Genomic DNA, 25,544 nt, shown 5'->3' on the forward strand with positions numbered 1-25,544 from the left:
CCGTAATATCGATAATATCACGGGTAGTGAAAATATCACGGTGAGGGGTGATCGAGTACCTGGCGGCGGGCATGGCGCAGTGCCAGCCAGGTCGCCAGCATCACCAGCGGGGTGATTACCCCCACCGCCAGGCGCGCATCGAAGTGTACCAGGCTTTCCCCGCCTTCCAACACATGGCCGATCAGCGCCGTGGCATAATAACTGATCCCCACCACCGACAGCCCTTCGACGAGGTGTTGCAGGCGCAACTGGCGGACCGCACTGCGTTCGAGCGAGGCGAGCAGCGCGCCGTTCTGGTTTTCGATGCGGGTTTCGATCCGGGCGCGCAGCAGGGCGGTAAACTGCCCGGCGCGCGCCGCCACCTGGCGTTCGCGACGGGAAAACGCGGCGCAAGTGCGCACCGCCGGCAGGAAGCGGCGCTGGGTAAATTCGCCCAGCGAGAGAAAGCCGGGAATCGGCCGCGGCGCTAGATCGGCCAGCCGTTCTTCCACCAGCAGGGCATAGGCGGCAGTGGCGCTCATGCGGTAGTCGGTGGCACTGGCCACAGCGGCGATCGCCAGCGACAGGCCGGAAAGCTGGTCCATCAGGTCATCGTCGCGCACATCGTCGCGGGTCAGCGCCTCGCCCAGGCGGCGCAGGTCTGCTTCGGCCTGGTCCAGCCGGGGCCAGGCCGCGCGCGCCACCGGCAGGCCGAGCAGCGCCAGGTTGCGATAGCTGCTCAATTCCTGCAACCGCTGCACCGCGCGGGTCAGGTCGCCCCCTTCCAACCCGCATGCGGCCACCAGCATGCGGCCATAGCCATCCTCGCCGATGTGAAAGTCTGACCAGATGCGCATCGGGCCGGCCACGTGGCACGAGACCAGGTCATCGTGCACCAGGCCCATGGCCGGCATCACCTGGGCGGCATCGGCTTCGTCTGCCACGATCACCAGCCGCGTGGCGCGCACCGTCGCGCCGGGCAGGCTTTCCATCCAGGCAGTCGCATCGGCAAGATCGACGTCGCATGGGGCAAACAGCGTCTGGGTGCTGGCCTCGCTATGCCGTTCCCAGGTGAACGACACGCCACCGGCCAGGGTGCCCGAAACGTGGCGACGATCGGCGCGGCGCACCTCGCCACCTTCGGGCATGGCTGCCCAGGCTGCCCATTCGGCATCGCGGGCGGCATCGTCCACCAGCCGCACCTGCTGCACCACCTGCATCGGCGCGCGCAGCACGGGCCAGCGACGCAGATGCATCTCGTTCACGATCTGCCGACGCCATTCGTGTTCGTGCATGGCTGTTGCCCTCTTCCCTGGCGCGATCATGCGCGCAGGGGAGGGGGCGTGCAAGTATGCTAGGCCGTAAACTCATAAATGGCGCCCCCGAGGTTTGAGGCCAAAGGCCCCGTCGCGAGGAGAGAGCGCGCAGGAATATCGGCAATATTTCAAGTGCTTTCGACGCTGCGAGGGGGCCTTTGGGTCAAACCGCGGAGCGGCGCCAAAATGGCTTCCATCTCAGCCCAAAGTGCCCTTGCAAAGGCTACCAGCCTTCGCGGCGGTCACTTTGGCCCGATATGTTCGCCATTTTGGCGCCTCGGGGGTGCCATTTATGAGTTTACGGCCTAGGGTCTAAGGCTTATAGCGCCGCTCGCGCGCGGGCGGGTACTTGGCGTGGAGCGCCTTGGCCCGCGTCGGGCGGTCCATCAGTTCGCCCTGGCAATTGGGGCAGCGGTCATCGAGGTCTTCGGCGCATTCGGCGCAGAACGTGCATTCCATCGAGCAGATGAAAGCGCCGGGCGCTTCGGCGGGAAGCTCGGTGCCGCAGTTCTGGCAATCGGGGTGCATGGCAAGCATGTCTGGTTCTCCGCTCAGGCCGCAGCCTTGCGCACGGCGTTGCAGATGGCGTCGACCACTTCTGCTACTTCCTCGGCATCGTCGGCCTCGGCCATGACGCGGATCACCGGCTCCGTGCCTGATGGGCGGATCACCAGGCGGCCGCGGCCAGCGAGCCGCGCCTCGGCCTGGGCGATGGCTTCCTGCACACTTTCGGCCTCGAGCGGCTTGCCGCCGGCAAAGCGCACGTTCTTGAGCAGTTGCGGCACGGGATCGAACAGGTGCAGCGTCTGGCTGGCCGGCTTGCCGCTGGAAACCAGCGCGGCCAAGACCTGCAACGCCGCGATCGTGCCATCGCCGGTGGTGGCATGGTCGGTCAGGATCATGTGGCCGGACTGTTCGCCACCCACGTTGAACCCGCCCTCGCGCATCTTTTCCAGCACGTGGCGATCGCCCACGGCGGTGCGCACCAGGTCCAGGCCCTTGCTGCGCAGGAAGCGTTCGAGGCCCAGGTTCGACATCACGGTGGCAACCACGCCGCCGCCGGTCAGCGCGCCGCGTGCGGCGAGTTGGCTACCGATCAGCGCCATGATCTGGTCACCATCGACCGTCTGGCCCTTTTCATCGACCACGATCAGGCGGTCGGCATCGCCATCGAGCGCGATGCCGATATCGGCCCGCACTTCGCGCACCTTGGCCTTTATCGCGTCGAGATGGGTGGACCCGACATTGAGGTTGATGTTCTTGCCATTGGGCTCCACCCCGATGGCGATCACTTCGGCGCCGAGTTCCCACAGCGCCGAGGGCGCCACGGTATAGGCCGCGCCATTGGCGCAATCGACCACGATGCGCAGCCCGTCGAGGCGCAGGTTATGCGGCAGCGAGGCCTTGACCGCGTGGATATAGCGGCCACGCGCATCCTCGATGCGGCGGGCACGGCCCACTTCGCTGGCCGGCGCCAGGTCTAGCTCATCCTCCAGCATGGCCTCGATCGCCAGTTCGTCTTCATCGGAAAGCTTGAAGCCATCCGGGCCGAACAGCTTGATGCCGTTGTCTTCGAACGGGTTGTGGCTGGCCGAGATCATCACGCCGACATCGGCGCGCATTTCGCGCGTGAGCATGGCGACAGCGGGCGTCGGCATCGGGCCAAGCAGGACCACGTCCATGCCCACGCTGGTGAACCCGGCGGTCATCGCGTTTTCCAGCATATAGCCCGACAGGCGGGTGTCCTTGCCGATCACCACGCGATGGCGATGATCGCCCCGCTGGAAATAGGTGCCGGCGGCCTGGCCCACTTTCATGGCGGTTGCCGCGGTCATCACCCCGGCATTGGTCCGGCCCCGGATGCCATCGGTGCCGAAGAATTTTCGTCCCATCGCGAAGATCTTGTCCCTTTGCCTGGCGCCACCAAGGCGCCATTGCATGTGCCTCCTACACCATTATTCTCACCATGGCATGAACCAAGCGATTACCGATCCGTCATCCGCTCCCGAAGGGGGGCTTCCGCCCATGGCCCATGTTCCGGCGCTGTGGATCTTCCTGGGGCTGGTCGGCGGGCTGGCGCTGGGCCTGGCGCTCGCCTTTGCCGCGCCGGCCGCGCTGCCGCCGATCCTGGCCGTGGCCGGGCCGGTCGGCGATCTGTGGCTGCGCGCGCTGCGGGCCACGATCATGCCGCTGGTGGTCGCGCTGCTGTTCACCGGCGTGGTGCAGACCGTAGCGGCGGCCCGCGCCGGGGCCATGGCCCGGCGCGCGCTGGCCTGGTTCATGGTCGTGCTGGTGGGCGGATCGGCCATGGCCGGGCTGTTCACGCCCACGCTGTTGGCGCTGGTGCCGATCCCGCAAGGCGCGGGCGCGGCGCTGCGCGCCAATGTCGGCGCGGCGGCCGCGGGCACGGCCACGACCATGCCGGCGTTCGGCGATTTCATCACCTCGATGGTGCCGGTCAACGTGTTCACGTCCGCAGCGGCCGATGCGGTCCTGCCGGTGATCCTGTTCACCGGGGTGTTCGCCATGGCCGCGACGCGGCTGCGCAGTGCCCAACGGCAAATCCTGACGGTCTTTTTCGAAGGCATTGCCGGGGCGATGCTGGTGGTGATCGGCTGGGTGCTGTGGTGCGGGCCGGTGGGCGTTTTCGCGCTCAGCCTGGTGGTGGCGGCCAAGAGCGGCACTGCCGCGATCGGCGCGCTGGCGCACTATGTGATGATCGTGGCGCTGACCGGCACGGTGGTGTTCCTCGCGGCCTATCCGCTGGCGGTGCTGGGCGGGCGCCTGCCGCTGATCCGCTTTGCCCGCGCGATGCTGCCGGCGCAGGCGCTGGCGCTGTCCACGCAGTCCTCGCTCGCCTCGCTGCCGGCCATGCTCAACGCCTGCCGCACCCTGGGCCTGCGCGATGCGACCAGCGAACTGGTCTTGCCGCTGGCCGTGGCGCTGTTTCGCGGCACCGGGCCGGCCATGAACTTTGCCGTGGCGATCTATGTTGCGCACTGGTTTGGCGTGCCGGTGGATGGCTGGCACATGCTGGCCGGCTTTGCCGTGGCCAGCGTGATGAGCTTTGGCGCGGTAAGCCTGCCGGGCACGATCAGCTTCGTCACCTCGATCGGCCCGATCGCGCTGGCCATGGGCGTGCCGGTAGAGCCGCTTGCGCTGCTGGTGGCGGTGGAAATGCTGCCCGATCTGATGCGCACGCTGGGCAATGTGACGATGGACGTGGCGGTGACGGCCGCCGTGGCCGCGCACGAGGATTGATCAGTTTGCGCTTGCAGCACGATCAGAAAAATTCACTGGAAATCGCTGCCAAATGCCATAGGCCGCAATGGCAACCGATGCCCGCCTGAGGCGTTGGTTTGGCATTGCCGATTTTCCCTGACGAAACGGAGCGACCATGGCGATTTCCCTTCTCCCGCTGCCCTATGCCGACAGCGCGCTGGACCCCACGATCTCGGCAGTGACCCTGCAGACCCACCACGGCAAGCATCACAAGGCCTATGTCGACAAGACCAATGCCGCCATCGACGGCACCGATCTGGCCGACAAGAGCCTGGAAGACATCGTCGCTGCCGCGCAAGCCAAGGGTGACAAGGGCCTGTTCAACAACTCTGCCCAGACCTGGAACCACGGTTTCTACTGGCACAGCCTGACCCCCGAAACCAGCGAACCCACCGGTGACCTGGCCGCCGCGATCGAAGCCTCGTTCGGCTCGCTCGATGCGCTCAAGGCCGAACTGGCCGCGCAGGGCGCCGCGCACTTTGCCTCGGGCTGGGTGTGGCTGGTGGCCAAGGATGGCAAGCTGGTGGTCGAACAGACTCACGACGCTGCCACCTATTCCGACCTGGGCGGCAACCCGCTGCTGGTGATCGACCTGTGGGAACACGCCTATTACGTCGATTACAAGAACCTGCGTCCCGACTATCTCAAGGGCGTGATCGAAAAGCACCTGAACTGGGGCTTTGCCGCCGAAAACCTCGGCCGCGGTTCGCTCTGGGCCTATCCGGCCTGATCATCGCACCGCGATGACGACATGAGAAAGGGCAGGCCGCGCGGCCTGCCCTTTTTTGTATGCGGCGCGGTTGGGTCAGGCGCCTTGTGGCGTGCGCGGGTGCAACGGGCGGCCGGTCTCGTCGCTGGCCATATCACCCTCGTGCCCGGCATAGTCTTCGGGATGGCGCAATTCATCCTGCGCGATCAGGCCCGGCTGGAACAGCGGCTCGCCAAACAGGAAGCCGACCAGGTTCGGCCGGCCCAGGTGATCGACCAAGGCCGTCAGCGTCAGCAGGATCGGCACTGACAGCAGCGCCCCCAGCGTGCCCCAGATCCACGAGAAATAGCTGATCGAGATCAGGATCGAGACCGGATTGAGCGTGAGCCGCGCGCCCAGGATCGAGGGCGTGACGAAGTTGGCCTCCACCGCATGCAGGCCGAGGAACGCAAGCGCCGGCAGCAGGCCCAGCGCCACTGTGCTGGCCGTGCCGACACCGACCAGGGTGAGCAGCGCGACCATGACCAGTGGCCCGACATAGGGCAGGAAATTGAGCACGAAGGCGAGCCCGCCCCACATGATCGGCGCAGAAAAGCCGAATGCCCACGATCCTGCGGCCACGATCGTGCCCACGCCCAGGTTGATCTGCGCGACGGTGAGAATGTACGAGGCGACGCGATCCTGCACCGCGCGGATCACCCGGGCGATGCGGACCGAGGCGCCAAAGCTGTGGCGATCGAACAGCAGGCGCCGCTTGGTGCGGATGCGCGATTCGATCATGAAAAAGGTCAGCAGGAAGGTCAGCAGCACTTCGATCAGCACGCTGGGCGTGGCGAAGGCCACCTGCTCGATCACCGAAGGCGTTGCCACCACCACTTCGCGCGTGGCGGTCGAGCCGGTGAGGCGCGCGATCTGGCGGTTGATGTCATTCATCCACGCCAGGTTGCTGCGCAGTTCGGCAAAGCGCAGCGAGACGCGGCGCGCCATGGCCGGCACCTGGTCCACCATGTCGTAGGCCGGCTGCAGGATCAGCGACAGCGCGACGACCACCACCGCGATCAGCAGCAGCAGGGCCAGAAACGAAGCAAGCATGTTGGGCAGGCCCAGCCGCACCAGGCGATCCGCCGCCGGGGCCAGCACGATCGTCAGCACGATCGCGGTGACCGGGGGCAGGAACACGACTGATCCGATCGACAGCACGAATGGCAGGCCAAAGAACAGCCCCAGCCCCAGCAACAGCAGGATGGCCGATTGCAGGCGGGCTTGCTGCGTCTGCACCCCCGGCTCGGCGTGCAGAAGCGCATCCGGCGCGGCAGGCGGCGCGGCGGAGAGGGGATCGGGATCGTTGATGGAATCGCTGCTGGACAAGGGGGGGCACGGCCTGAATCTGGCGGTGATTCGCCTTTTGCCGTCTTGGGCTTGCGCCGGGGCGCAATCAAGGGGCTGGCGTTAATGCGGCCGCGCTTTGCCGCGTGACTGGTGCGGTGCTGCCCAAGCCAAGGCAGGGGCGGCCCCAGCCCGATCGCGGGCCGGGGCCAGAACCGCCAGCGTAACCGTCAGTGGCCAGACTGAACCGTGGTATCAAGCTCGTGCATGATCGCATCGTGTGCCACGGCATCACCCGTGCTGCGACGCGGCAGCTGCCCGGTATCGATCATCTGCGCAAGGGCGGCGCGGGCGCGGCCGACGCGGCTCTTGATCGTGCCCACGGCGCATTGGCAAATCTGCGCGGCTTCTTCGTAGGAGAAACCACCGGCGCCGACGAGCAGCAGGGCCTCGCGCCGCTCGGGCGGGAGGGTGAGCAGTGCGCGGTGCATGTCCGACAGGTGCAGCGGGCTTTCCTGCCCGGCGGGCGCGACCAGCACGCGTTCGGCCACCGTCTCGTCATACTCCGCGCGAAAGCGGTTGCGGCGCATGTCGGTGAGATAGGCATTGCGCAGGATCACGAAGGTCCAGGCGCGCATCGAGGTGCCCGGCTCGAACCTTTCCTGCGCGGCCCAGGCCTTGAGCAGGGTTTCCTGCACCAAGTCGTCGGCCAGGTCGGGACGGCCGCACAGACCACGCGCAAAGGCGCGCAGGTGCGGAATGACACCGGTCAATTCGCGTTTGAAAGCAACGGCGTTGCGGGCGGAGGCAGCGGTATCGCCCTTGGTGTCTGCCGACGGGCGTGGGGCATCAGCCATGCGCATCGCCGTCCAGCTTGTCGAGCAACTGCGCGAAGCTGTCGGGCAAGGGTTCTTCTACGACGGAATCGTAGAGTCGGCGCAAACCGTCCGCCCACTCGGGCGAGTTCGCCCGCGCGCTGGTGCGACGTCGGGTCCCCGGGTTTTTCATAGGTTTATCTTTCGACATTCGCTTTCGGCTTCGCCTCCCCCCATGGGTCTTGCGGATGAACGGATCGGATGTGCCTGGCGCGGCTGGCCGTTTGTCCATGCATAGACCATGGGGCCGCCAGAATCACAGGTGCCCGATGTCTTGGGTTATCGGTCTTGGGTTGTTGCGCATGTGGAACGAAACCGCTCGCAATCGGTTCCCGCCAAAATCACCAAGACCGTGCCGGAAGCCCGGCGCGGCGTCCTGCGCTGTGAAAACCACATAATTGTCGGCCAGTTGCGGGCACAGGTGCTTGCGCCGTGCGTTGCATCGGGCATGATCAGGCGGCATGGGCTAAGCAGGCGCACGCCGCACGTTTTGGGTATGGCAAGGTAAAGGGATCGCACGGGCACGTGGAGAAACTGCTCTCCCAGAAAAATCTGGCCCCAAGATGGTACGAGCGCTTTCCGCGGGCCTTGCCGGTGGGAATCTTCACGCTGACCATGGCCGTGACCGCGCTCAGCGTTTTCGCGATCGAGCGCGCGGACCGTCAGCGCGAGATTGCCCAGCTGGACAAGGTGGCCCAGGAGGTCTCGTCCGGGCTTGAACGGCGTGCCAACGGCAACGCCGCCTATCTGCGTTCAGCCGCCGCCCTGTTTGCCACGCGCCGCTCGGTCGAAGCCTCGCTGTTCCGCTCTTTCGTCGGCCAGTTGCAGATGGAAGGCAGCGCCAGCGGCGTCAACGGCATTGGCTGGGGCATGCGCGTGGCGAGCGAAGACGTGCCCATGGTCGAGCGCGTGATGCGCAGCGGCGGCGGCCATGCAGACGGTGCGCCGATGCTGCCAACGCCGCCGTTTGCGGTGCGGCCGGCCGATTTCGCCAAGCGTGGCTATGCCGTGCCAGTCATGTACCTGGTGCCCGAAACCGCGCGCAACCGCCAGTCGATCGGCTTTGACATGGCCAGCGATCCGGTGCGCCGCATCGCCATGGATCGCGCCGAGCTGGAAGAGCGGCCGATCGTGTCGGGCAAGCTCAAGCTGGTTCACGCCGGCCATGTCAGCGACCAGGTTGGCTTTGTCATGTACATGCCGGTGTTCGGCGCCAGCCGCGATGACGGCAGCCGTACCCTGCGCGGGTTCGTGTTCACGCCGTTTGCCGCCGATGAATTCCTGCGGACCTCGCTGCCAACCGATCCTGATACCCCGCTGGGCGTGCGCCTCTACGATGGCACCGAAACCAATGCCGACCTGCTTGCCCAGGAAAGCCCGGCCGCGCGGTCAGGGCGGGTGGTGCGCCGCTGGGTCGATGTGGCGGGCCGGCGCTGGCTGCTGGTGGTGGAAGCGCCGCCGGCCATGGTCCTGAGCATGCTGTCGGTCATGACCCTGCTGTTCGGCCTGCTGGTGGCAACGCTGCTGCTGGTCCTTGCGCGGCTGGTCAGCCAGCAGGTGGCCGAAGACCGTGTGGCCCTGGCCTGGTTCGAACAGCAATCCTCTATCCGCGATTCGCTGACGCGCGAATTGAACCACCGCGTGAAGAACACGCTGGCCAACGTGCTGTCGATCATCGCGCTGACTCGCCGCCGCGCGCGCGATCTCGACAGCTTTGTCGAAAGCCTGGAAGGGCGCATCCGCGCGCTTTCGGCCACGCACGATCTGCTGACCCAGTCGGATTGGGGCGCCACGCCGGTAGACTTGGTGATCCGCGCCGAACTGGCTCCCTATGCGCAGGGCGCCGACCACCATGTCGACATGGGCGGGCCCGATGTGCAACTGGCGCCCAACGATGCTTTGTCTTTGGGCCTGGCGATTCACGAACTGGCGACCAACGCGGCCAAGTATGGCGCGCTCAGCGTGCCGGGGGGCCGGGTCGAGGTGCGCTGGGAACTGGCGGGCGAAACCACCGCGCGCATTTCCTGGCGGGAGCATGGCGGACCGGCGATCGATCCCAAGGCGGGCCGCAAGCGCGGCTTTGGCACCGACCTGATCGAAAAGATCGTCGCCCACGAACTGCGCAATCCGGTGGACCTGCGGTTCGAAGCCGACGGTGTGCGCTGCACCCTGATCATTCCCGTGCGCGAGCGTGGCTCTTTTGCCATCCGCGAGGGCCGGCCGGCTTAAGCTGATCCATTACCGCCGCCGCCCGCAGGCGCAGGGACAGACACGGCACGCGAAAAAGGCCGGACCAACTGGGTCCGGCCTTTCCCGAGGGAACTGTTAGAGCACCCCTGGCGGGGTGGCCGCTAAATCAAGAGAGGGGGCGGCTGGAGCCGAAGAACAGCGCCTGGCTGATCGCGGCGCGCACGGTCGCTTCCTGGAACGGCTTGGTGATGAGGTAGGTCGGCTCGGGCCGGTCACCGGTCAGCAGGCGTTCGGGATAGGCGGTGATGAAAATCACCGGCACATCGACCAGCTTGAGGATATCGTCCACCGCGTCGAGGCCCGAAGAACCATCGGCCAGCTGGATATCGGCGAGCACCAGGCCCGGCGTTTCGCGGCTGGCAATGTCGCGCGCCTGGGTGCGGGTGGCGGCCATGCCGCACACGTCGTGGCCCAGCGAGCGGACGAGGTCTTCCAGCTGCATCGAGATCAGCGGCTCGTCTTCGATGATCAGCACGCTGGTCGAGGACTCGCGGTCGATTTCCTCGATCGCTTCCTGCACCAGGGCTTCGACATCGGCCGGCGTGCGGTCGAGAATTTCGGCCACTTCGGCAACCGAGAAGTCTTCGAGCGTGACCAGCAGCAGCGCCTGGCGGTTGGCCGGCGTGATGTGCGCCAGGCGTTCCTGCGCGGCGGTTTCGTGCAGGCCCAGATCGCTACCACCGGAATGATCCAGGGTATCGACGAACGCACTCGACCAGACCTTGTTGAAGGCTCGATAGAGCGCCACGCGGCCTTCGCCGATGGCACTGCGCAGGTCTGCATCGGCAAGAGCCGCTTCCAGCGTGGCACGCACAAAGGCATCGCCGGTCTGCTGGCTTCCGGTCAAAGCCCGGGCATAGCGGCGCAGATAGGGAAGATTGGTAGCTACTTTGGCGCCCAGCGACATTTAAACCCCTTCCTGGATACGCAATGCACCCCTCAATGCCTTACGCTGGTTTCGGTTCCCGAACCAAGATGCGTTTTTGCATCGACGGGTGCGGCATGCAGATGGGCACGCCGCTGTGCCGCTCACTTTTGCGGATCGAACACACCGGTGGCCCAATCGGCCAGTTCCCAAACGCCGACCGGCTTGGGAAAGCGCGGCACGCCCGCCAGCGAGGCCGGGATCATGCCCGAATCTGCCCCGGAAATCAGCGCCACGGTACAATCTTGTGCGACGAGGTGCAGCGCCAGCGGCGTGGAATGGCCATCGGGCAGGCGCAGGTCGAGCAGGGCAGCCCGCGGCGTCTCTTGCGCGACCAGGGCTTCGGCTTCGGCAATGTCCACGGCCACGGCCACGCGAAATCCGCGTTCGGTCAGCTCGTCCTCGATTTCCATCGCAACCAGCACGTTGTCTTCCAGCACCAGAATGTAATCGGCAATCATTGCAACGCGCTCCGGCGCGCAGGCAGCGGGTGGGGGGCTTGGCTGGCCTGCGGCGGCGCGCTCTATCCGGGAACCGGGAACTCGTTTATGTCATTTGACATAGCCGTGGGGCCGGACATGCCCGATCATGGCGCCCAACAGGGTGGCCGTTGCCGGGTAGGCAGGAGTGTAAGACAGCGTGCACAGAGGAGGCGGAAGCGCCGGCGGCGGCCAGGGTGCCGTAGATATCCGGCAATTGAATCAACCGTGCCGTACCTGTCCGCTGCGCGATCGGCCCGGGCTGGTGGCCCCCGATACGGCGCAGCGCGAATGGATCGAGCGCCATCGCAGTGGCGAACGCAGCGTGGCGCGCGGCGAGGAAGTGCTGCGCCAGGGTGCGCCGGGCGATCGGCTGTTCACCGTGCTGGAAGGCGTGTTGATGCGCTATCGCCTGCTCGAGGATGGGCGCCGGCAGGTGGTCAACATCATGTTTCCGGGCGATCTGGTCGGTCTGCAGGCCGCATTCGATGGCGAGATGAGCCATGGCGTCACCGCGCTCACCGATACGCGGCTGTGCATGTTCCCGCGCGATCGCTTCATGGAACTGGTCACGGCGCAACCCCGCTTTGCCTATGACGTGATCTGGCTTTCGGCGCGCGAGGAAGATGCGTTGGAGCAGCACCTGGTGGCGCTGGGCCAGCGCCCGGCGCGCGAGCGTGTGGCCTATCTGGCGTTGTGGCTGGTGGAGCGCGGCTTGCAGACCGGCATCGCGCCGCAGATCGGCCCGTCTGCCACGTTGCGCGTGCCGATCACGCAGGGCCAGGTGGCTGATATGCTGGGCCTGTCGCTGGTGCATACCAACCGCACGTTGCAGGCGCTGCGCAAGGCTGGCCAGGTGGATTGGATGGGCACGGGCATCCACATTCCCCGCCTGGACAATGTGCGGGCGATGGTCGGTTTCGATCCCCAGGGCTTGCCAAAAAGACCTTACATCTAAGGTGCTTGGCTGGAGGGTTTGGGGGATTGGGGCGAAATTGCAAAATAATGCCGATTTTTTTCGGCGAGGTGGGAACCGATTTCGGGGCGCCCCGTTAAAGGCATGTCACCGCCGAGACCCCCCCTCCCGTCCAAGCGGCTGGTGATACGATCCCGAAGGCCTCCGCCAATCCCCGGCGGAGGCCTTTTTCGTGGGCGTGTATGCACAGCGACACACGCGGTGCGCCCGGTGGCTGTAACCCCTGACCGTGATCAGCGCGTCAAAGCATTGCGCAGGCGGCCGAGCAGGCCGGCCTGACGGCCATGGCGCTGCACCAGGCTGGCCAGGGCATCGGGTGGAAAGGGCTTGGCCAGCACGTGGCCGAGTTCGGCGATGTGCGGTGGGATGCTTTCCGGCGTGCCGGTGGAAAAGATGATCAGCGGTGGATTCGGGCTGATCGCCATGGCCAGTTCCGCCAGGGCCCAGCCGTCGTCACGATCGGCCAGGTGCACGTCGAGCACGAGGATGGAGGGACGCAGGCGCTGCATCTCGATCAGGGCCTGGGCGGTGGTGTGGCAGGTGGCCACGGTATCCGCCCCGGCCTGGGCCAGGCTGTCGGCCATGGCCAGCGCCACGATGGCCTCATCCTCGACCACCAGGGCATTGCCCAACCCGCCGCCGGCCGGGCCGGATGGCGCGCCGGGATGACCGAACAATTGCATGGCCTGCTTTCCCTTCTCCGGCCGCCTTGCACGCGGGTGCAAGGGCCGGCGCCCAAGTGGGGCTTGCCTTGGCCTATGCAAGGCTAACCCGCCGGGAACAACGCCTGTTGCGCCCGCGCGTTCCGCAGGCGCGGGCGGTGGATCAAAGCGCGCGTTCGTAGATCGTATAGCGCTTGTTGACGTGGCTATCGATCGCGTCGGCAATGGCGATCATCCCCTGGTTGTCATCCAGGATCCAGCCGATTTCTCCGCGTGAGGCACCATAGTGCTGCACCGAGTTGCGCCGGATGTATTCGATCATCATGAAGGCCAGCTGGCTCGCGAGGCGCGAGGATTGCAGCTTCTTGCGCACGCCCATCAGCGGCACGCGCATGGTGCGGCAACGCGGCTTGTTCAGCCAGCGCAGCAGCTTGATCCAGTTGAACGGAAACAGCTTGCCGCCCATCGGCTTCATCACTTCGTTGAGATCGGGCAGCGTCATCATGAAGGCCACCGGCTCGCCCTCGTACTCGGCCACCATGATCAGGTCTTCTCGCACGATCGGCTTGAACTTCTTGCCGGCATAGCCGATCTCGGTCTGGGTAAACGGCACGAAGCCCCAGTTGTCCGACCAGGCATCGTTGAGGATGTCGAGGATGATCGCCGCTTCGCTGTCGAACTTGCTCTTGTCGACATTGCGGATGCGAATCTTGGCGTTCTTCTCGCCCGATTGCACGATGCGCTGGATCAGCGGCGGAAACTGCTTGGTGATGTCCAGCTCATAGGTCAGCAGCTGCTTGGCCGGGGTATAGGGCAGCGCTTCGATATAGTGCTGATAGCGTTCGCTCTGGTGGCCCATCATCACCGTGGGCGGATGGTCAAAGCCCAGCGTCAACTGGCCCGGCTCTTCCCAGACCGACATCGACAGCGGCGCGAGCACGCGGGTCATGCCCTTGGCGCGCAGCCATTCTTCGGCCCGCGCGATCAGGGCGTGGGCCGTGCTTTCGTCTTCCGCTTCCAGCAGGCCCCAGTTGCCGGTGCCCGGTCCCATGCCCTGTACCGGGTCCATCGCCACGGCAAGGTGATCGATATGGGCGGAAATGCGGCCAACGATGCGCCCGTCGCGCCGCGCCAGGAACAGCTGCACATCGGCGTGTTCGAAGAACGGGTTCTTGCCCGGAGTGATCAGTTCCATCGCTTCCATGCGCAGCGGCGGCACCCAGTTGGGGTCAGATGCGTTGATGCGATAGGCCAGATCGACAAAGGCGGCCCGTTCGGCCTTGTTTGCAACGGGGGTGATGACTACTTCGCCTGCCACGATATCGCCTTTGTTTTGAGTTATACGCGCGCTGTCCCGGATGCCTGCGGTGCTATCCGGTGACTTGTCAAGCCGGACGAGCCCAGGCGGACCGGCGATCACCCGCCAGGCAGGTTTTTTGCCTGGTGTAACATGGGTTTCTTGGGAACCGTTTTTGCCATGCTTGTCACCGAATTTGCTGAACAGAGCGACGCACCTGCTGCTGCGGCCTCCGCTGCGCCAGCTGCCACGCCCGCTGCTGCGACGTCCACGCCTGCCCATCGCGCGCCCGGCCTTGCCGGCACGCCCGAGGACAAGGAGATGCTGCGCGCTGCGGCCGAATTGACGCGGGATATCGCCCGCGCCCGGCCGGAAATCTATTGGCCCGACATGCTGGTGTCGGCGCTGCTCGGCTATGGCGCGCTGGGCCTGGCGATTGCCACCGCGCTGCGCGGCGGCAACTGGGGCGTGGTCGTGGCGCTCGGGGTGTTCTCGGCCCTGGCGCTCTATCGCGCGCTGCTGTTCATCCATGAACTGACGCATATGCATCGCGATGCCCTGCCGGGTTTCCGCTTCGTCTGGAACCTGGTTGTTGGCATTCCGGTGCTGATGCCCTCGTTCATGTATGAAGGCGTGCATTCGCTGCACCATTCGCGCATCCGCTATGGCACCAGCGAAGACCCGGAATACCTGCCTCTGGCGCTGATGAAGCCCTGGTCGCTGCCGCTGTTCACCGCCACCGCGCTGCTGCTGCCGGTCGGCCTCTTGCTGCGTTCGGCTGTGCTGGTGCCGCTGGGCGTGATCGTGCCGCCGCTGCGCACGCTGGTGTGGGAGCGTGCCTCTTCGCTCTCGATCAATCCCGGCTTCCGCCGGCGCAAGCCGGAAGGCGCCATGGCGCGCATGGTGTTCTGGCAGGAACTGGGCGCCACGCTGTGGGCCTGGGCCGTGCTGGGCTGGTCGGCCACGCATGGCTGGCTGCCGCTGCTGATCGCGCTGGGCGTGATCGCGCTGGCCGCGCTGCTCAACCAGGTGCGCACGCTGGTGGCCCACCTGTGGGAGAACGAAGGCGAGCAGATGACCGTGACCGGGCAATACCTCGATTCGGTCAACGTGCCGCCGCCGGGCGTATGGGGCGCGATGTGGGCACCGGTGGGCCTGCGCTATCACGCGCTGCACCACTTGCTGCCGTCGATGCCCTATCACTCGCTAGCCGAATGCCACCGTCGCCTGCGCGGCCATCTTGGGCTGGAATCGACCTATGAGCGGGCCAACTATGCCGGGCTGTTTCCGCTGCTCGCGCGGCTGGTGCGCTCGACCATGGGCACGCGCGCCAAGGGCTGACGTTTCACCAGCAGTCGAGCCCTGAAAAAGCCCCGCGCCGGTCTTGTCCGGCGCGGGGCTTTTTTCATTCCTCGGTGCGGATCAGCACGGCCTCACCGATCAGGAAAAAGAGCACGAAGGGCGCCCAGGCCGCGATCAGCGGCGGGTATCCGCCAAAGCTGCCCATGGCGAGCGCGGCATTGTCGACCACGAAATAGGCAAAGCCCAGCGCCATGCCGATCACCGCGCGCATGAACAGCTGGCCCGAGCGGGCCAGGCCAAAGCCCGCCACCGCGCCGAGCAGCGGCATGAGCATGGCCGACAGCGGGCCGGAAATCTTGTGCCACCAGCGGCTTTCCAGCTCGCTGGTGCTGTGCCCGGCAGCGCGGATCGCCTGGATCGAGCCGGTCAGGTGCCACAACGATTCGGCATCGGCATCGGCCTTGCGGATCAGGATCTGGGTGGGCGTAACCCCGGTGGCGAACACGGCATCGCCATTATCCTGGGTGCGCCGCGCGCTCTGCACGTCAAACGTGGTGGGCCGAGTCAGGCGCCAGCCGGGATTGGCATAGGTGGCGGCCGGCGAGCGGACGATCTCGGTGACCATGCCGGTGGGATCGCGGCGATGCCAGGTTACGTCGGTCATGCGCATGGCATTGCCCTCGCCAGTCACCGTGCGGGCATAGAGAATGTTGGGCCCATCCTGTAGCCAGACGTTGCTGCGCACCTGGGTATCGGTGGGCAGGGGGCCATAATTGGCCGCCTGCCAGGCCTTGAGCGTGGCGGTGGAGCGCGTGACGATCCGCTCGTTGAACGCGAAATTGCCGATCGCGATCACGCCGGCCACCAGGAACAGCGGCGCCAGCACCTGGTGTGCCGACAGGCCTGAGGCCTTCATCGCAATCACTTCGCTGTTCTGGTTGAGCGTGAACAGCGTGATGATCGTGGCCAGCAGCACCGAATAGGGCAGGAACTTGGCCACCAGCTGCGGCGCGCGCAGGCCCACATAGGTGAGCAGCTGCGCCTGGCCATTGCCAGGATGGGCCAGGATCTCGCCGCTTTCGCCCAGCAGATCGAGCATCTGCAGGACCAGGACCAGCATCAGCAGCACGGCGACGACGCGCGCGGCAAACATCTTGCCGATGTAGCGCGTCATCGTCGCGGATGGAAAGATATCAAGCTGCAAGGCTATCGTCCTGTGCTGCCGGGTCGATCATGTCGCCACGGCGGCGGCGCGCGAACAGCTTGCGCACGCGGCTGGCAACCTTGGCAAAGGCGGTTTCGAGCGCGCCGATCGGCTGGCCACCGGGCACATAGGCCAGGCGCCAGTACATCCAGATGATCAGTGCGGCAAAGAGCGCGAACGGTCCCCATAGCGCCAGGGCAGGATCAAGCCGGCCCAGGCTGGCGACATCCTGCCCATATTCGTTGACCTTGTGATAAGCCACCACCATCACGATGGACAGGAACACCCCCAGCGCCGACGTGGAGCGCTTGGGCGGGACGGCCAGGGCCACGGCCAGCAGCGGCAGCAGGAACATCATCACCACTTCCACCAGGCGGTAGTTGAGGCTGGCCTTGCTCTTGTTGCGCATGTCCTGCGAATAGGCCTTGTTCCAGCCAATCTTGAGCAGCTCGGGCAGGATGTATTCGCGGTCCTTGTCGCCGCGCTGGCGGAACTGGGCGATCTTGGGCAGGTCGATCGGCAGATCGTGTGACGCGAAGGTCAGCACGCGCGGCGAGGCCAGGTCGGGCCCATCCTGGACGATCTGGCCGTCGGTCAAGCGCAGGATGATCGTGTCGCGGTTCTCGCGGTTGGCAAAGAACTGCCCCTCGCGGGCGGAGATGGTCATGGTCTGGCCCTTGGGCGTGACCAGGCGGGCAAAGATACCCTCCAGATCGCGCCCGTCGTCGCGGCTGGAATCGACGCGCAGTGCGGTGCGATCCTGCAACGCGTTGAATTCCCCTACCTTGATCGAGGCACCCAGCGCGCCAGAGCCCAGCTCGTACTGCAATTCCTCGTAGTAGTAGCGGCTCAGGGGCTGGATATAGCCCACGATCAGCAGGTTGACCCCAGCCAGCACCAGCGTGAAGAGATAAGGCACCCGCAGCAGGCGGGTATAGGACAGGCCCACCGCGCGCATCACGTCGAGTTCCGAACTGGTCGCCAGTTTGCGGAAGGCGAACAGGATGCCGAGCATCAGCCCCAGCGGAATGGCGAGGCTCGCATATTCCGGGAAGAGGTTGATCAGCATCTTGAACACGACCGTGACCGGCCCGCCCTCGGTGGCGACGAAGTCAAACAGCCGCAGCATCTTGTCCAGCACCAGCAGCGATGCTGCCAGGACGAACACGGCCAGCATGGGCACGATCACCAGGCGGGCGATGTACCTGTCGATGGCGCTGAGGAATTTCACGTTCGGGCGTTTCACCGTGTGGGCGTCAAGGGGCAAGCAACGTCGCCCGGGGGCGCCGTGCAGGTGTCCGTGTCGGTTAGCCCGCTTCGCGGCGATGCGAAAGGCGAAAATGCCGCACCAGCGGGGCTGGCTACTCCTGCCGTGACAAAGGGACGTTTAATAACTAAAGTTATTGCCTGTCCCCTTGATTGATAATAGTGCTGCCACGCGAGCCTCCTGGCGCGGCGTTTGGCACAAGGCGCAAAGGTTGCCGCTGGCCATCGGGAACGCCCATGGCTGCGGTGGGTTCCGCCAAAATACAACGCACCGAGGCCGAAATGCCTGCGGCGCGGGACATCTGTGGATGTAGAACTGACAAAACGCTTCCGCGCTGGACCGGGCGATCAGGAAGGCGTGATGACAAGGCACCATCATGCCGTGTTGATTCCTGCCGGGCTGGCGCCACGGACAAGGGAACAGGCCGTGAATTTCGTGACGTCTGGATCACAGTGGTGGCAAGGGCGGCTGGCGCGGTGCAGCGCCCGGCCCGAGGAATTGACCGCGCTGGCCGATCGTTGCGAAACCCTGGCGCCCGATGAACAGCGCCTGGGCTTTGAACGCACGCTGCGCGCCTTGGGCGATGTCGCCCTGGCACCCGAAGGCCTGGCTGGCGACAATGACAGCCTGTGGGTCAGCCTGCTGGCTGATTCGGGTGCCTATGAAAGCGCGGCGCTGGCGCTGATCCCGCCGGCGGCGGCCTTCAGCGGAGGGCGGCTGGAAGACGGGCGCTTTTCCGCGCAGATCGTCCTGCCCAGTGGCGCCGGCGCTCATTCGCGCGAGGCAAAGTCACTGGCAATGGCCTGGCTCGCCGCGCTGTTGCGCGCCCTGGCGCGCGAGATGATCGAGGAAAGCCGGCTGCATTGACGCTAACGCGGCGTCAGCGACTCCTTGGCGTCAGGCCTTTTCCAGCGTGCACTGCAGCGGGTGCTGGTTCTGCCGGGCGAAATCCATCACCTGGTTCACCTTGGTTTCCGCGATTTCATAAGGGAAAATGCCGCACACGCCCACGCCGCGTTGGTGCACGTGCAGCATGACGCGGGTGGCCTGCTCCAGATCCATGTGAAAGAAGCGCTTGAGGACCATCACCACGAATTCCATCGGGGTATAGTCGTCGTTGAGCATCAGCACCTTGAACATGCTGGGCTTCTTGGGCCGGGCGCGGGTGCGCGTGGCCAGGCCGATCATGTCGCCATCGTCGGTATCGCGATTGTCGCCCGCCATGAGCGGTGCTGCGGACGCAGGGCGTGCGCCAAGAGGGGCGCGGGCAGCGCGCGGCAGGGGGGCGGCGGACGCCGAGTGAGAAGCGGATCTGTGCATCGGAACCCTGAATATCGCATCGCAGCCGCCCCGCGACAAGGGGGCGTTCGGGCAGCCCTGCCCGAAAAACGTTACCGAAACGGCAAATCGCGCCCTGTTTGCGATACACAGTGGGCCCGGTGGGGGCCGGGAAAGCGCCGCGCATCAAAGCAAAAAGGCAGCCACGCCGCCATGGTGGGGCGTCGGCTGCCTTGATGCCGCTGGTGCTTGTCCAGGATAGTGGCCCGATCCAGCCGCCTTGCCCTGGTGGGCAAGACAGGCTGGGCCGGGCGAATCAGGTGCCGATCAGGCGGCGACCTTCATCTTTTCGACCGCGAGGCTGACGCGGTTGGAAATCGGCTGGAACGCTTCGTTGGCGAGCTTGAGCACGGCTTCGCTGTGCTTGCTGCTGGCCGCCACGGCTGCGTCGAACTGCTTGCGCATCAGGGCGGTGTGCTTTTCGAAGAATTCGGTCGGCGACTTGGCGCTGGCCAGTTCCTTGATTTCGGCGGTCAGGGTTTCCATCGCGGACTTGCCTTCGGCGGCATAGCCCTTGGTCAGTTCCTGCAGGCCCGAAGCAAGGATCTTGCTCGATTCCACGACGGCTTCGACGTTGCCCTTGGCGAATTCGCCGGCATCGCCAAAGGCGGCCTGGCTCTTTTCGAAGGCGGCCTTGGCCTTGTCAGAAGCGTCCTTGAAAGCGGACTGGAACTTGTCGGAAAATTCGTTGGCGGTGGTCATGATAGGGTGTTCCTTCCTGGAAGCCGCGGGCGCGGCGGCATGGTTCACGCGGGTCTTGAGCGGGGCCGGCACCATCGCGTGGGGGATGCCGGTTCCTGGTCTGGGTGCCGTGACCGGCGGCTTTGCGCTGCCCGGCCCGCGCGCCGCCACGGGGGCGGGCTCGGGCTTGGCCGGCTTGGCCTCGGCAGGCTGGGCCGGCGCCGCCTTGGCGGCAACGGTCCGGGCCGGCAGCGGCTTGGCCGCGATCGCTTTCACCGGCTTGGCGGCCGGTGCCGGTTCGGGCTTGGTCACGCGGCTGGCGAGCGGCTTGCGCGCCTTGGCGGGAACTGGCTCCGAAACGGGCGATGCGTCCGGCGCTGCCACTGCTTCCGCGGCCTTTGGCGCAGCCACGGTGGGCTCTGCCGCAGGGGCGGGGGGTGTGGCGGGCGCCGGCTCTGCCGATGCCACTGCAGGGGTCACGAGCTTGCGTGCACGACGGGCGGCGGTTGTCGGTTCTGCCTGCTCCGTCGCGTGTGCCGCTGCGACGGTCGGTTCGACCGCGGGGGCGGGATCGGCAGCCACGACGGGCGCTGCGCCATCCGCCTGGGGGGCGGGGCTGGGCGTCACGTCGGGAAGCGTCCCTTCGTCCTTGGTTTGATCGGCCATGGCGTTACGGCTCCTGCAATGCGGCGAGGCAGGGACCGGATTGGCCTGAGGGTCGCACCATGGCGACGACTCAAGCCGGGAACGGCCTTACCTCTGCTGCATTGCAAAAAATAGGAATGCGCTGGCGGAAGTCAAGGTTTTTGTGCAGTGCACAATATCCATCTTGGAGGTAATTGCGCAACGTTGCCTAAACGTGTCGCCCGGCTTGTTGCGGCGCCGTCATCGCATGCGCACATATCGCCCTGGCGCGTCTTCTATTGCGTTGCGGCCGGGCACGCGGGCGCCCTTGGCCGGCACCGTGTCACCGTCCAGATCGGCCAGCCAGGCGCGCCAATCCGGCCACCAGCTGCCCTTGGTTTCCTGGGCGCCAGCCACGAACGCCTCGAGGCTGGCGGGTTCGCCCGGGTTGGTCCAGTACTGGTACTTGCCAGCGGCCGGCGGGTTGACCACGCCGGCGATATGCCCCGATCCGGCCAGCACGAATTTCCACGGCCCGGCCAGGTGCCGGGTCAGCTTCCACACGCTGTTCGCCGGGGCGATGTGGTCTTCCCGCCCGGCCTGGATATAGCAGGGCGTGGTGATGCGGTGCAGGTCGATCGGGGTGCCATCGGCGCTCAGCGCGTCGGGCACTACCAGCTGGTTGTCGCGATATAGCTCGCTCAGATAGGCGCGGTGCCAGCGCGCGGGCAGGTTGGTGGTGTCACCGTTCCAGTAGAGCAGGTCGAACGCCGGATAATCCTCGCCCAGCAGGTAGTTGTTGATCACATAGTTCCAGATCAGGTCTGGCCCGCGCAGCAGGTTGAACGTGGCGGCGAGATAGCGCCCGTCGAGATAGCCATCGGTTTCCAGGCTTTCGAGCCAGCGCAACTGCGCGTCGTCAACGAAGTGGCACAGCTCTCCCGCCTCGCTGAAATCGACCTGCGCGGTAAAGAACGTGGCCGAGGCGACCTTGTCGGCCTCGCCGCGCCGGGCCAGCACGGCCAGCGTGGCAGCAAGCGTGGTGCCGGCCACACAATAGCCGATAGTGTGGACCTTGGGCACGTTGAGGCGCTGGCGCACCACGTCGATCGCTTCGATCTGGGCGCGCACGTAATCGTCCATGGTCACATCGGCCATGCTGGCGTCAGCCGATTTCCACGAGACCATGAACACGCTCAGCCCCTGGTCCAGCGCCCACGACACGAAGCTTTTCTTGGGGTTGAGATCGAGAATGTAGAACCGGTTGATCCACGGCGGAAAGATCAGCAGTGGCACGGCCGCGACCTGGTCGGTGGTGGGGGTGTAGTGGATAAGCTGGAACAGCGGCGTTTCGTGCACCACCTTGCCGGCCGTGTTGGCGATGTTGCGGCCCACCTCGAACGCCTCCCCATCGGTGTGGCTCAATTGTCCGCGGCGCAGGTCGGCCAGCAGATGCTCGACCCCCTTGACGAGGTTTTCGCCCCGCGTGGCCAGGGTGCGTTCGATCACCAGCGGGTTGGTCATCGGGAAATTGGCTGGCGACAGCGCCTCGGTGATCAGCCGCGTCATGAAGCGCACCTGGCCATGGCGCTCGGGCTCCAGGCCGGAAATCTCCTGCGCCATGTCTTCCAGCCGTTCGGCCAGCAGCAGATAGGTCTGGTGGAGCAGGGCGAACCACGGCTGTTCGCGCCAGCGCGGATCGGCAAAGCGGCGATCGCGGCGCGGCAGGGCATCGGGCGCCACGTCGGCCGGAGCCTTGGCCGGCACGGTGCCTTGCGGGGCATAGAGTTCGATCACCCGGTTCCACAATTGCAGGCTTTCGTCCCACAGCCGCGCCTGGGTTTCGGCCTGGGTGATCGGCATCGTCCCTGCCCATTCATCGAACATCTGCTTCCAGCGGCCGCCATCGACCATGCGCAGCCAGGCCGGCTCTGCCACGGCGGTCTGTTCGGCCATGAAATCCAGCCACATCTTCTGCAGCTTGGCGCCCGACATCGCCCAGTGCTGGAAATCGCCCGGATCGGGGGCCTTGGCATGGGCAGTGGGCAGGAACGGCGCGGCCAGGGCCTGCATCGCCTCGGCCTGAAGGCGGAAAAGGTCTTCGAATACCGCGTTGTCGGTGGCAACCGGCGTCTTGGCATTACCCGTTTCGCGCATGGACGAACTTTCCCTCGTGACTTTCGGTCCCTGTCACCTGGCGCTGGTCACCGTGGCATACCCGGACCATGGACGTTCGCCCTTTTGCGCGCGGGCGGCACGGGCGGCAAGCCGCTTCGCGTCGCAAAGCGCGAGAGTGGCGCTGCAACAAGGCGCGCGGTGCAGCCCATGATTGGCGAAGCGGATCGATTGGCGTAAGGGGGCGGTCCCGGCAATCCTGCCGGCAAGCATTACGAGTCATGCCCGTGGAAGAAGAGTTCTACCGCATCAAGCGCCTGCCGCCCTATGTCATCGCCGAAGTCAACGCGATGCGGGCCGCAGCCCGCGCCAGCGGACGGGACATCATCGACCTGGGCATGGGCAACCCCGATCTGCCGCCGCCCGCGCATGTGATCGAAAAGCTGTGCGAAGTGGCGCAAAAGCCTTCGGCCCATGGCTATTCGGCGTCCAAGGGCATCCCCGGCATCCGCAAGGCGCAGGCGAACTATTACGCCACCCGCTTCAATGTGGAGCTGGACCCGGAAACCGAAGTCGTCATGACGATGGGATCGAAGGAAGGCCTGGCGAGCCTGGCCACCGCGATCACCGCGCCTGGTGACGTGGTGCTGGCGCCCAATCCATCCTACCCGATCCACACCTTCGGCTTCATCATCGCCGGCGCCACGATCCGGTCGGTGCCGACCACGCCCGACGAACGCTATTGGGAATCGCTCGATCGCGCGATGGCCTTCACCGTGCCGCGCCCGTCGATCCTGATCGTCAACTATCCGTCCAATCCCACGGCTGAAACCGTGGACCTGGCATTCTACGAACGCCTGGTCGCCTGGGCCAAGGAGAACAAGGTCTGGATTCTGTCGGACCTCGCTTATTCCGAACTCTATTTCGATGGCCAGCCGACCCGCTCGATCCTGGAAGTGCCGGGTGCCAAGGACGTGGCGGTGGAATTCACCTCGATGTCCAAGACCTTTTCCATGGCCGGCTGGCGCGTGGGTTTTGCCGTGGGCAACAAGCGCCTGATCGCCGCGCTGACCCGCGTGAAATCCTATCTCGATTACGGCGCGTTCACGCCGATCCAGGCGGCGGCCTGCGCCGCGCTCAACGGCCCGCAGGATATCGTCGAGCAGAACCGCAAGCTCTACCAGAAGCGCCGCGACGTGATGGTCGAGGCGTTCGGCCGCGCCGGGTGGGAGATTCCCAGCCCCAAGGCCTCGATGTTTGCGTGGGCGCCGCTGCCGCCGGCGTTGAAGCACATGGGCAGCCTGGAGTTTTCCAAGCAGCTCTTGACCCAGGCCGAAGTCGCCGTGGCACCGGGCGTGGGCTATGGCGAGGACGGCGAGGGCTTTGTTCGCATCGCCATGGTCGAAAACGAACAGCGGCTGCGCCAGGCCGCGCGCAATATCAAGCGCTACCTCACCAGCATGGGCGTCAACGCCTCGGCCGCGTAAGGCAGGGGTGAAGGGGGCAACGCGCCCCCTTCACAGCCCGGCAACAAGCGCGAGATTGGCCGCCAGGATCAGCGCGAACAGCAGCCAGCCGATCGCGAGCATGAGCCGCGACGCGGCGAAGCGGCCCATCACCTGGCGGTTGCCGGCAAAGCGCAGCAGCGGCCAGATCGCGAACGGCAATTGCAGCGACAGCACGACCTGGGTGGCCACCAGCAATTTCCCCACCGCGCCCTGGCCCAGCCACAGCACCCCGGCCAGCGCCGGCACGATCGCCAGCGCGCGGGTAAGGATGCGGCGCTGCCAGCAGGGGATCTTGAGGTTGAGGAAACCCTCCAGCACGACCTGACCGGCCACCGTGCCGGTGAACGTGGCGCTTTGCCCGGCGGCGAGCAGCGCCACGCCGAACAGCAGCGGCGCCAGGCCCGCCCCGGTGATCGGCGCGAGCAGCCGCCACGCATCCTCAATCGAGCCGACATCGCGGTGGCCATGGCCGTGGAAGGCTTCTGCCGCCAGCACCAGGATCGCCACGTTGACGAGTGTTGCCAGCAGCAGCGAGACCACTGTATCGGCGCCAGCCAGGCGCAGGGCGCGGCGCGTGCCCTGCTCTGACCGATCGCCCAGCCGCGTCTGCACCACGCTGGAATGCAGGTAGAGATTGTGGGGCATGACTGTCGCCCCCAGGATGCCGATCGCCAGCACGAGCGCGCCGGGCTGAGCGAGGCGCGCCAGATCGGGCACGGCGCCGGCGGCCAGCGCGGCACCATCCACCCCTACGATCGCCAGCTGCACGCCAAAGCACAGCGTGATCGTGGCGATCAGGCCCAGCACGATCGCCTCAAGCTGGCGAAAGCCATGGCCCTTGAGGCCAAGCACGATCAGCGTATCCAGCCCGGTGAGCAGCACGCCCACCCACAGCGGCACCCGGAACAGCAGGTGCAGCGCCAGCGCCGCGCCCAGCACTTCGGCAATGTCGGTGGCAATGATCGCCAGTTCGGCCAGCAGCCACAACGCGCGGCAGGCGGCGGGGGAATAGTGGCGGCGGGCCAGCTGGGCCAGATCCTGGCCGCTCGCCAGGCCCACCCGCATCGCCAGCGATTGCAGCACGATTGCCGCCAGCCCGCAGGCCAGGACGACGAACAGCAGGCCATGGCCGAACTGCGATCCCGCCGCGATATCGGTGGCCCAGTTGCCCGGGTCCATATAGCCCACGGCCACCAGCAGGCCGGGCCCCGCCGCCTGCCACAGCACGCGCCACCACGGGCCTTGTGGGGCGACGGCGACGGTGCCGCGCACCTCGGATGGGCAGAACGGGGCCGTGGCGGTGGTGGGCAGCGAAAGGCGGCTGGCCAGAGACGCAAGCGAAGACATGGCGCGAGCCTTAGCCATCAGCACCAAAGAAGAAACCCCGCCTGACAGGGCAGGCGGGGTTTCCGAGTCGGCGTTTGCGTAA

The 25,544-nt window shown here is 66.0% G+C and carries 23 protein-coding genes; 7 read left to right on the forward strand and 16 right to left on the reverse strand.

The window, feature by feature from the left end; all coding sequences use genetic code 11:
• Window positions 1-35 precede the first annotated feature (35 nt).
• The 3 genes from IP65_RS11550 to glmM all read right to left on the reverse strand — a co-directional run bounded on the left by IP65_RS11550 (window position 36) and on the right by glmM (window position 3,187).
• On the reverse strand, window positions 36-1,274 hold the full coding sequence (locus IP65_RS11550; RefSeq protein WP_022675442.1) for a DUF3422 domain-containing protein: 1,239 nt from the start codon (window positions 1,272-1,274) through the stop codon (window positions 36-38).
• A 333-nt stretch (window positions 1,275-1,607) separates the two neighbouring features.
• The gene (locus tag IP65_RS11555; protein ID WP_022675443.1) at window positions 1,608-1,832 is read right to left on the reverse strand and encodes a DUF1272 domain-containing protein; all 225 of its coding nucleotides are present in this window, start codon (window positions 1,830-1,832) and stop codon (window positions 1,608-1,610) included.
• A gap of 14 nt (window positions 1,833-1,846) precedes the next feature.
• Window positions 1,847-3,187, reverse strand: coding sequence for a phosphoglucosamine mutase (glmM, locus tag IP65_RS11560; RefSeq protein WP_028657638.1), 1,341 nt, complete (start codon window positions 3,185-3,187; stop codon window positions 1,847-1,849).
• Between the two features lie 79 nt (window positions 3,188-3,266).
• On the opposite strand from glmM, the gene IP65_RS11565 reads away from it, so the two are divergent.
• Together IP65_RS11565 and IP65_RS11570 are read left to right on the forward strand one after the other, a co-directional pair.
• Window positions 3,267-4,556, forward strand: coding sequence for a dicarboxylate/amino acid:cation symporter (locus IP65_RS11565; RefSeq protein WP_082350093.1), 1,290 nt, complete (start codon window positions 3,267-3,269; stop codon window positions 4,554-4,556).
• Window positions 4,557-4,692: 136 nt separating this feature from the next.
• A complete protein-coding gene (locus IP65_RS11570; protein WP_022675669.1) occupies window positions 4,693-5,307 on the forward strand; it encodes a superoxide dismutase in 615 nt (204 codons plus the stop codon).
• Between the two features lie 75 nt (window positions 5,308-5,382).
• Here IP65_RS11570 and IP65_RS11575 read toward each other — a convergent pair whose 3' ends face one another.
• The 3 genes from IP65_RS11575 to IP65_RS22215 form a co-directional block, all read right to left on the reverse strand.
• Window positions 5,383-6,654, reverse strand: a complete 1,272-nt coding sequence (locus tag IP65_RS11575) for an AI-2E family transporter (RefSeq protein WP_231627666.1) — start codon at window positions 6,652-6,654, stop codon at window positions 5,383-5,385.
• A 188-nt stretch (window positions 6,655-6,842) separates the two neighbouring features.
• Window positions 6,843-7,469: a sigma-70 family RNA polymerase sigma factor gene (locus IP65_RS11580; RefSeq protein WP_028657704.1), complete on the reverse strand. Its 627-nt coding sequence runs from the start codon at window positions 7,467-7,469 to the stop codon at window positions 6,843-6,845.
• Window positions 7,462-7,719, reverse strand: coding sequence for a NepR family anti-sigma factor (locus tag IP65_RS22215; RefSeq protein WP_369801282.1), 258 nt, complete (start codon window positions 7,717-7,719; stop codon window positions 7,462-7,464). Before IP65_RS22215 ends, IP65_RS11580 begins: the two co-directional genes overlap by 8 nt.
• Before the next feature lie 362 nt (window positions 7,720-8,081).
• Between IP65_RS22215 and IP65_RS11585 the strand changes: the two genes are divergently transcribed.
• Window positions 8,082-9,716, forward strand: coding sequence for a CHASE domain-containing protein (locus IP65_RS11585; protein ID WP_231627672.1), 1,635 nt, complete (start codon window positions 8,082-8,084; stop codon window positions 9,714-9,716).
• A gap of 127 nt (window positions 9,717-9,843) precedes the next feature.
• Here IP65_RS11585 and IP65_RS11590 read toward each other — a convergent pair whose 3' ends face one another.
• Window positions 9,844-10,644, reverse strand: coding sequence for a response regulator (locus IP65_RS11590; protein WP_022675674.1), 801 nt, complete (start codon window positions 10,642-10,644; stop codon window positions 9,844-9,846).
• Between the two features lie 122 nt (window positions 10,645-10,766).
• A complete protein-coding gene (locus IP65_RS11595) occupies window positions 10,767-11,123 on the reverse strand; it encodes a response regulator (protein ID WP_054131806.1) in 357 nt (118 codons plus the stop codon).
• Between the two features lie 283 nt (window positions 11,124-11,406).
• On the opposite strand from IP65_RS11595, the gene IP65_RS11600 reads away from it, so the two are divergent.
• Entirely contained in the window at window positions 11,407-12,099 is a 693-nt protein-coding gene (locus tag IP65_RS11600) for a Crp/Fnr family transcriptional regulator (protein WP_051146283.1), read from the forward strand.
• Window positions 12,100-12,350: 251 nt separating this feature from the next.
• Here IP65_RS11600 and IP65_RS11605 read toward each other — a convergent pair whose 3' ends face one another.
• Both IP65_RS11605 and IP65_RS11610 read right to left on the reverse strand, forming a co-directional pair.
• Window positions 12,351-12,800, reverse strand: a complete 450-nt coding sequence (locus tag IP65_RS11605; protein WP_054131807.1) for a response regulator — start codon at window positions 12,798-12,800, stop codon at window positions 12,351-12,353.
• A gap of 142 nt (window positions 12,801-12,942) precedes the next feature.
• The gene (locus IP65_RS11610) at window positions 12,943-14,100 is read right to left on the reverse strand and encodes an N-acetyltransferase (RefSeq protein WP_054131881.1); all 1,158 of its coding nucleotides are present in this window, start codon (window positions 14,098-14,100) and stop codon (window positions 12,943-12,945) included.
• 156 nt (window positions 14,101-14,256) lie between these two features.
• Between IP65_RS11610 and IP65_RS11615 the strand changes: the two genes are divergently transcribed.
• Complete coding sequence (locus tag IP65_RS11615; protein ID WP_054131882.1) at window positions 14,257-15,417, forward strand: fatty acid desaturase; 1,161 nt, start codon at window positions 14,257-14,259, stop codon at window positions 15,415-15,417.
• Between the two features lie 64 nt (window positions 15,418-15,481).
• On the opposite strand, the gene lptG is transcribed toward IP65_RS11615, so the two are convergent.
• Window positions 15,482-16,582 carry an LPS export ABC transporter permease LptG gene (lptG, locus tag IP65_RS11620; protein WP_054131808.1) on the reverse strand — a complete coding sequence of 367 codons (1,101 nt, stop codon included), beginning with the start codon at window positions 16,580-16,582 and terminating at the stop codon, window positions 15,482-15,484.
• Window positions 16,572-17,813: an LPS export ABC transporter permease LptF gene (gene lptF, locus IP65_RS11625; protein ID WP_022675681.1), complete on the reverse strand. Its 1,242-nt coding sequence runs from the start codon at window positions 17,811-17,813 to the stop codon at window positions 16,572-16,574. Before lptF ends, lptG begins: the two co-directional genes overlap by 11 nt.
• 471 nt (window positions 17,814-18,284) lie before the next feature.
• On the opposite strand from lptF, the gene IP65_RS11630 reads away from it, so the two are divergent.
• Entirely contained in the window at window positions 18,285-18,716 is a 432-nt protein-coding gene (locus IP65_RS11630; protein WP_156306549.1) for a hypothetical protein, read from the forward strand.
• A gap of 30 nt (window positions 18,717-18,746) precedes the next feature.
• On the opposite strand, the gene clpS is transcribed toward IP65_RS11630, so the two are convergent.
• From clpS to IP65_RS11645, 3 genes are all read right to left on the reverse strand, one after another.
• A complete protein-coding gene (gene clpS, locus IP65_RS11635) occupies window positions 18,747-19,073 on the reverse strand; it encodes an ATP-dependent Clp protease adapter ClpS (RefSeq protein WP_028657709.1) in 327 nt (108 codons plus the stop codon).
• Between the two features lie 381 nt (window positions 19,074-19,454).
• Window positions 19,455-20,534 (reverse strand): TIGR01841 family phasin, encoded by a 1,080-nt coding sequence (gene phaP, locus IP65_RS22175; protein ID WP_082350094.1) that lies wholly within the window; start codon window positions 20,532-20,534, stop codon window positions 19,455-19,457.
• A gap of 219 nt (window positions 20,535-20,753) precedes the next feature.
• The gene (locus IP65_RS11645) at window positions 20,754-22,649 is read right to left on the reverse strand and encodes an alpha/beta hydrolase (protein ID WP_054131810.1); all 1,896 of its coding nucleotides are present in this window, start codon (window positions 22,647-22,649) and stop codon (window positions 20,754-20,756) included.
• Between the two features lie 245 nt (window positions 22,650-22,894).
• On the opposite strand from IP65_RS11645, the gene IP65_RS11650 reads away from it, so the two are divergent.
• Complete coding sequence (locus IP65_RS11650; protein ID WP_054131884.1) at window positions 22,895-24,094, forward strand: LL-diaminopimelate aminotransferase; 1,200 nt, start codon at window positions 22,895-22,897, stop codon at window positions 24,092-24,094.
• A gap of 30 nt (window positions 24,095-24,124) precedes the next feature.
• On the opposite strand, the gene IP65_RS11655 is transcribed toward IP65_RS11650, so the two are convergent.
• A complete protein-coding gene (locus IP65_RS11655) occupies window positions 24,125-25,480 on the reverse strand; it encodes an Nramp family divalent metal transporter (RefSeq protein WP_231627667.1) in 1,356 nt (451 codons plus the stop codon).
• Window positions 25,481-25,544 lie beyond the last annotated feature (64 nt).

This window comes from Novosphingobium sp. AAP1 (assembly GCF_001295765.1).
Lineage (GTDB): Bacteria > Pseudomonadota > Alphaproteobacteria > Sphingomonadales > Sphingomonadaceae > Novosphingobium > Novosphingobium capsulatum.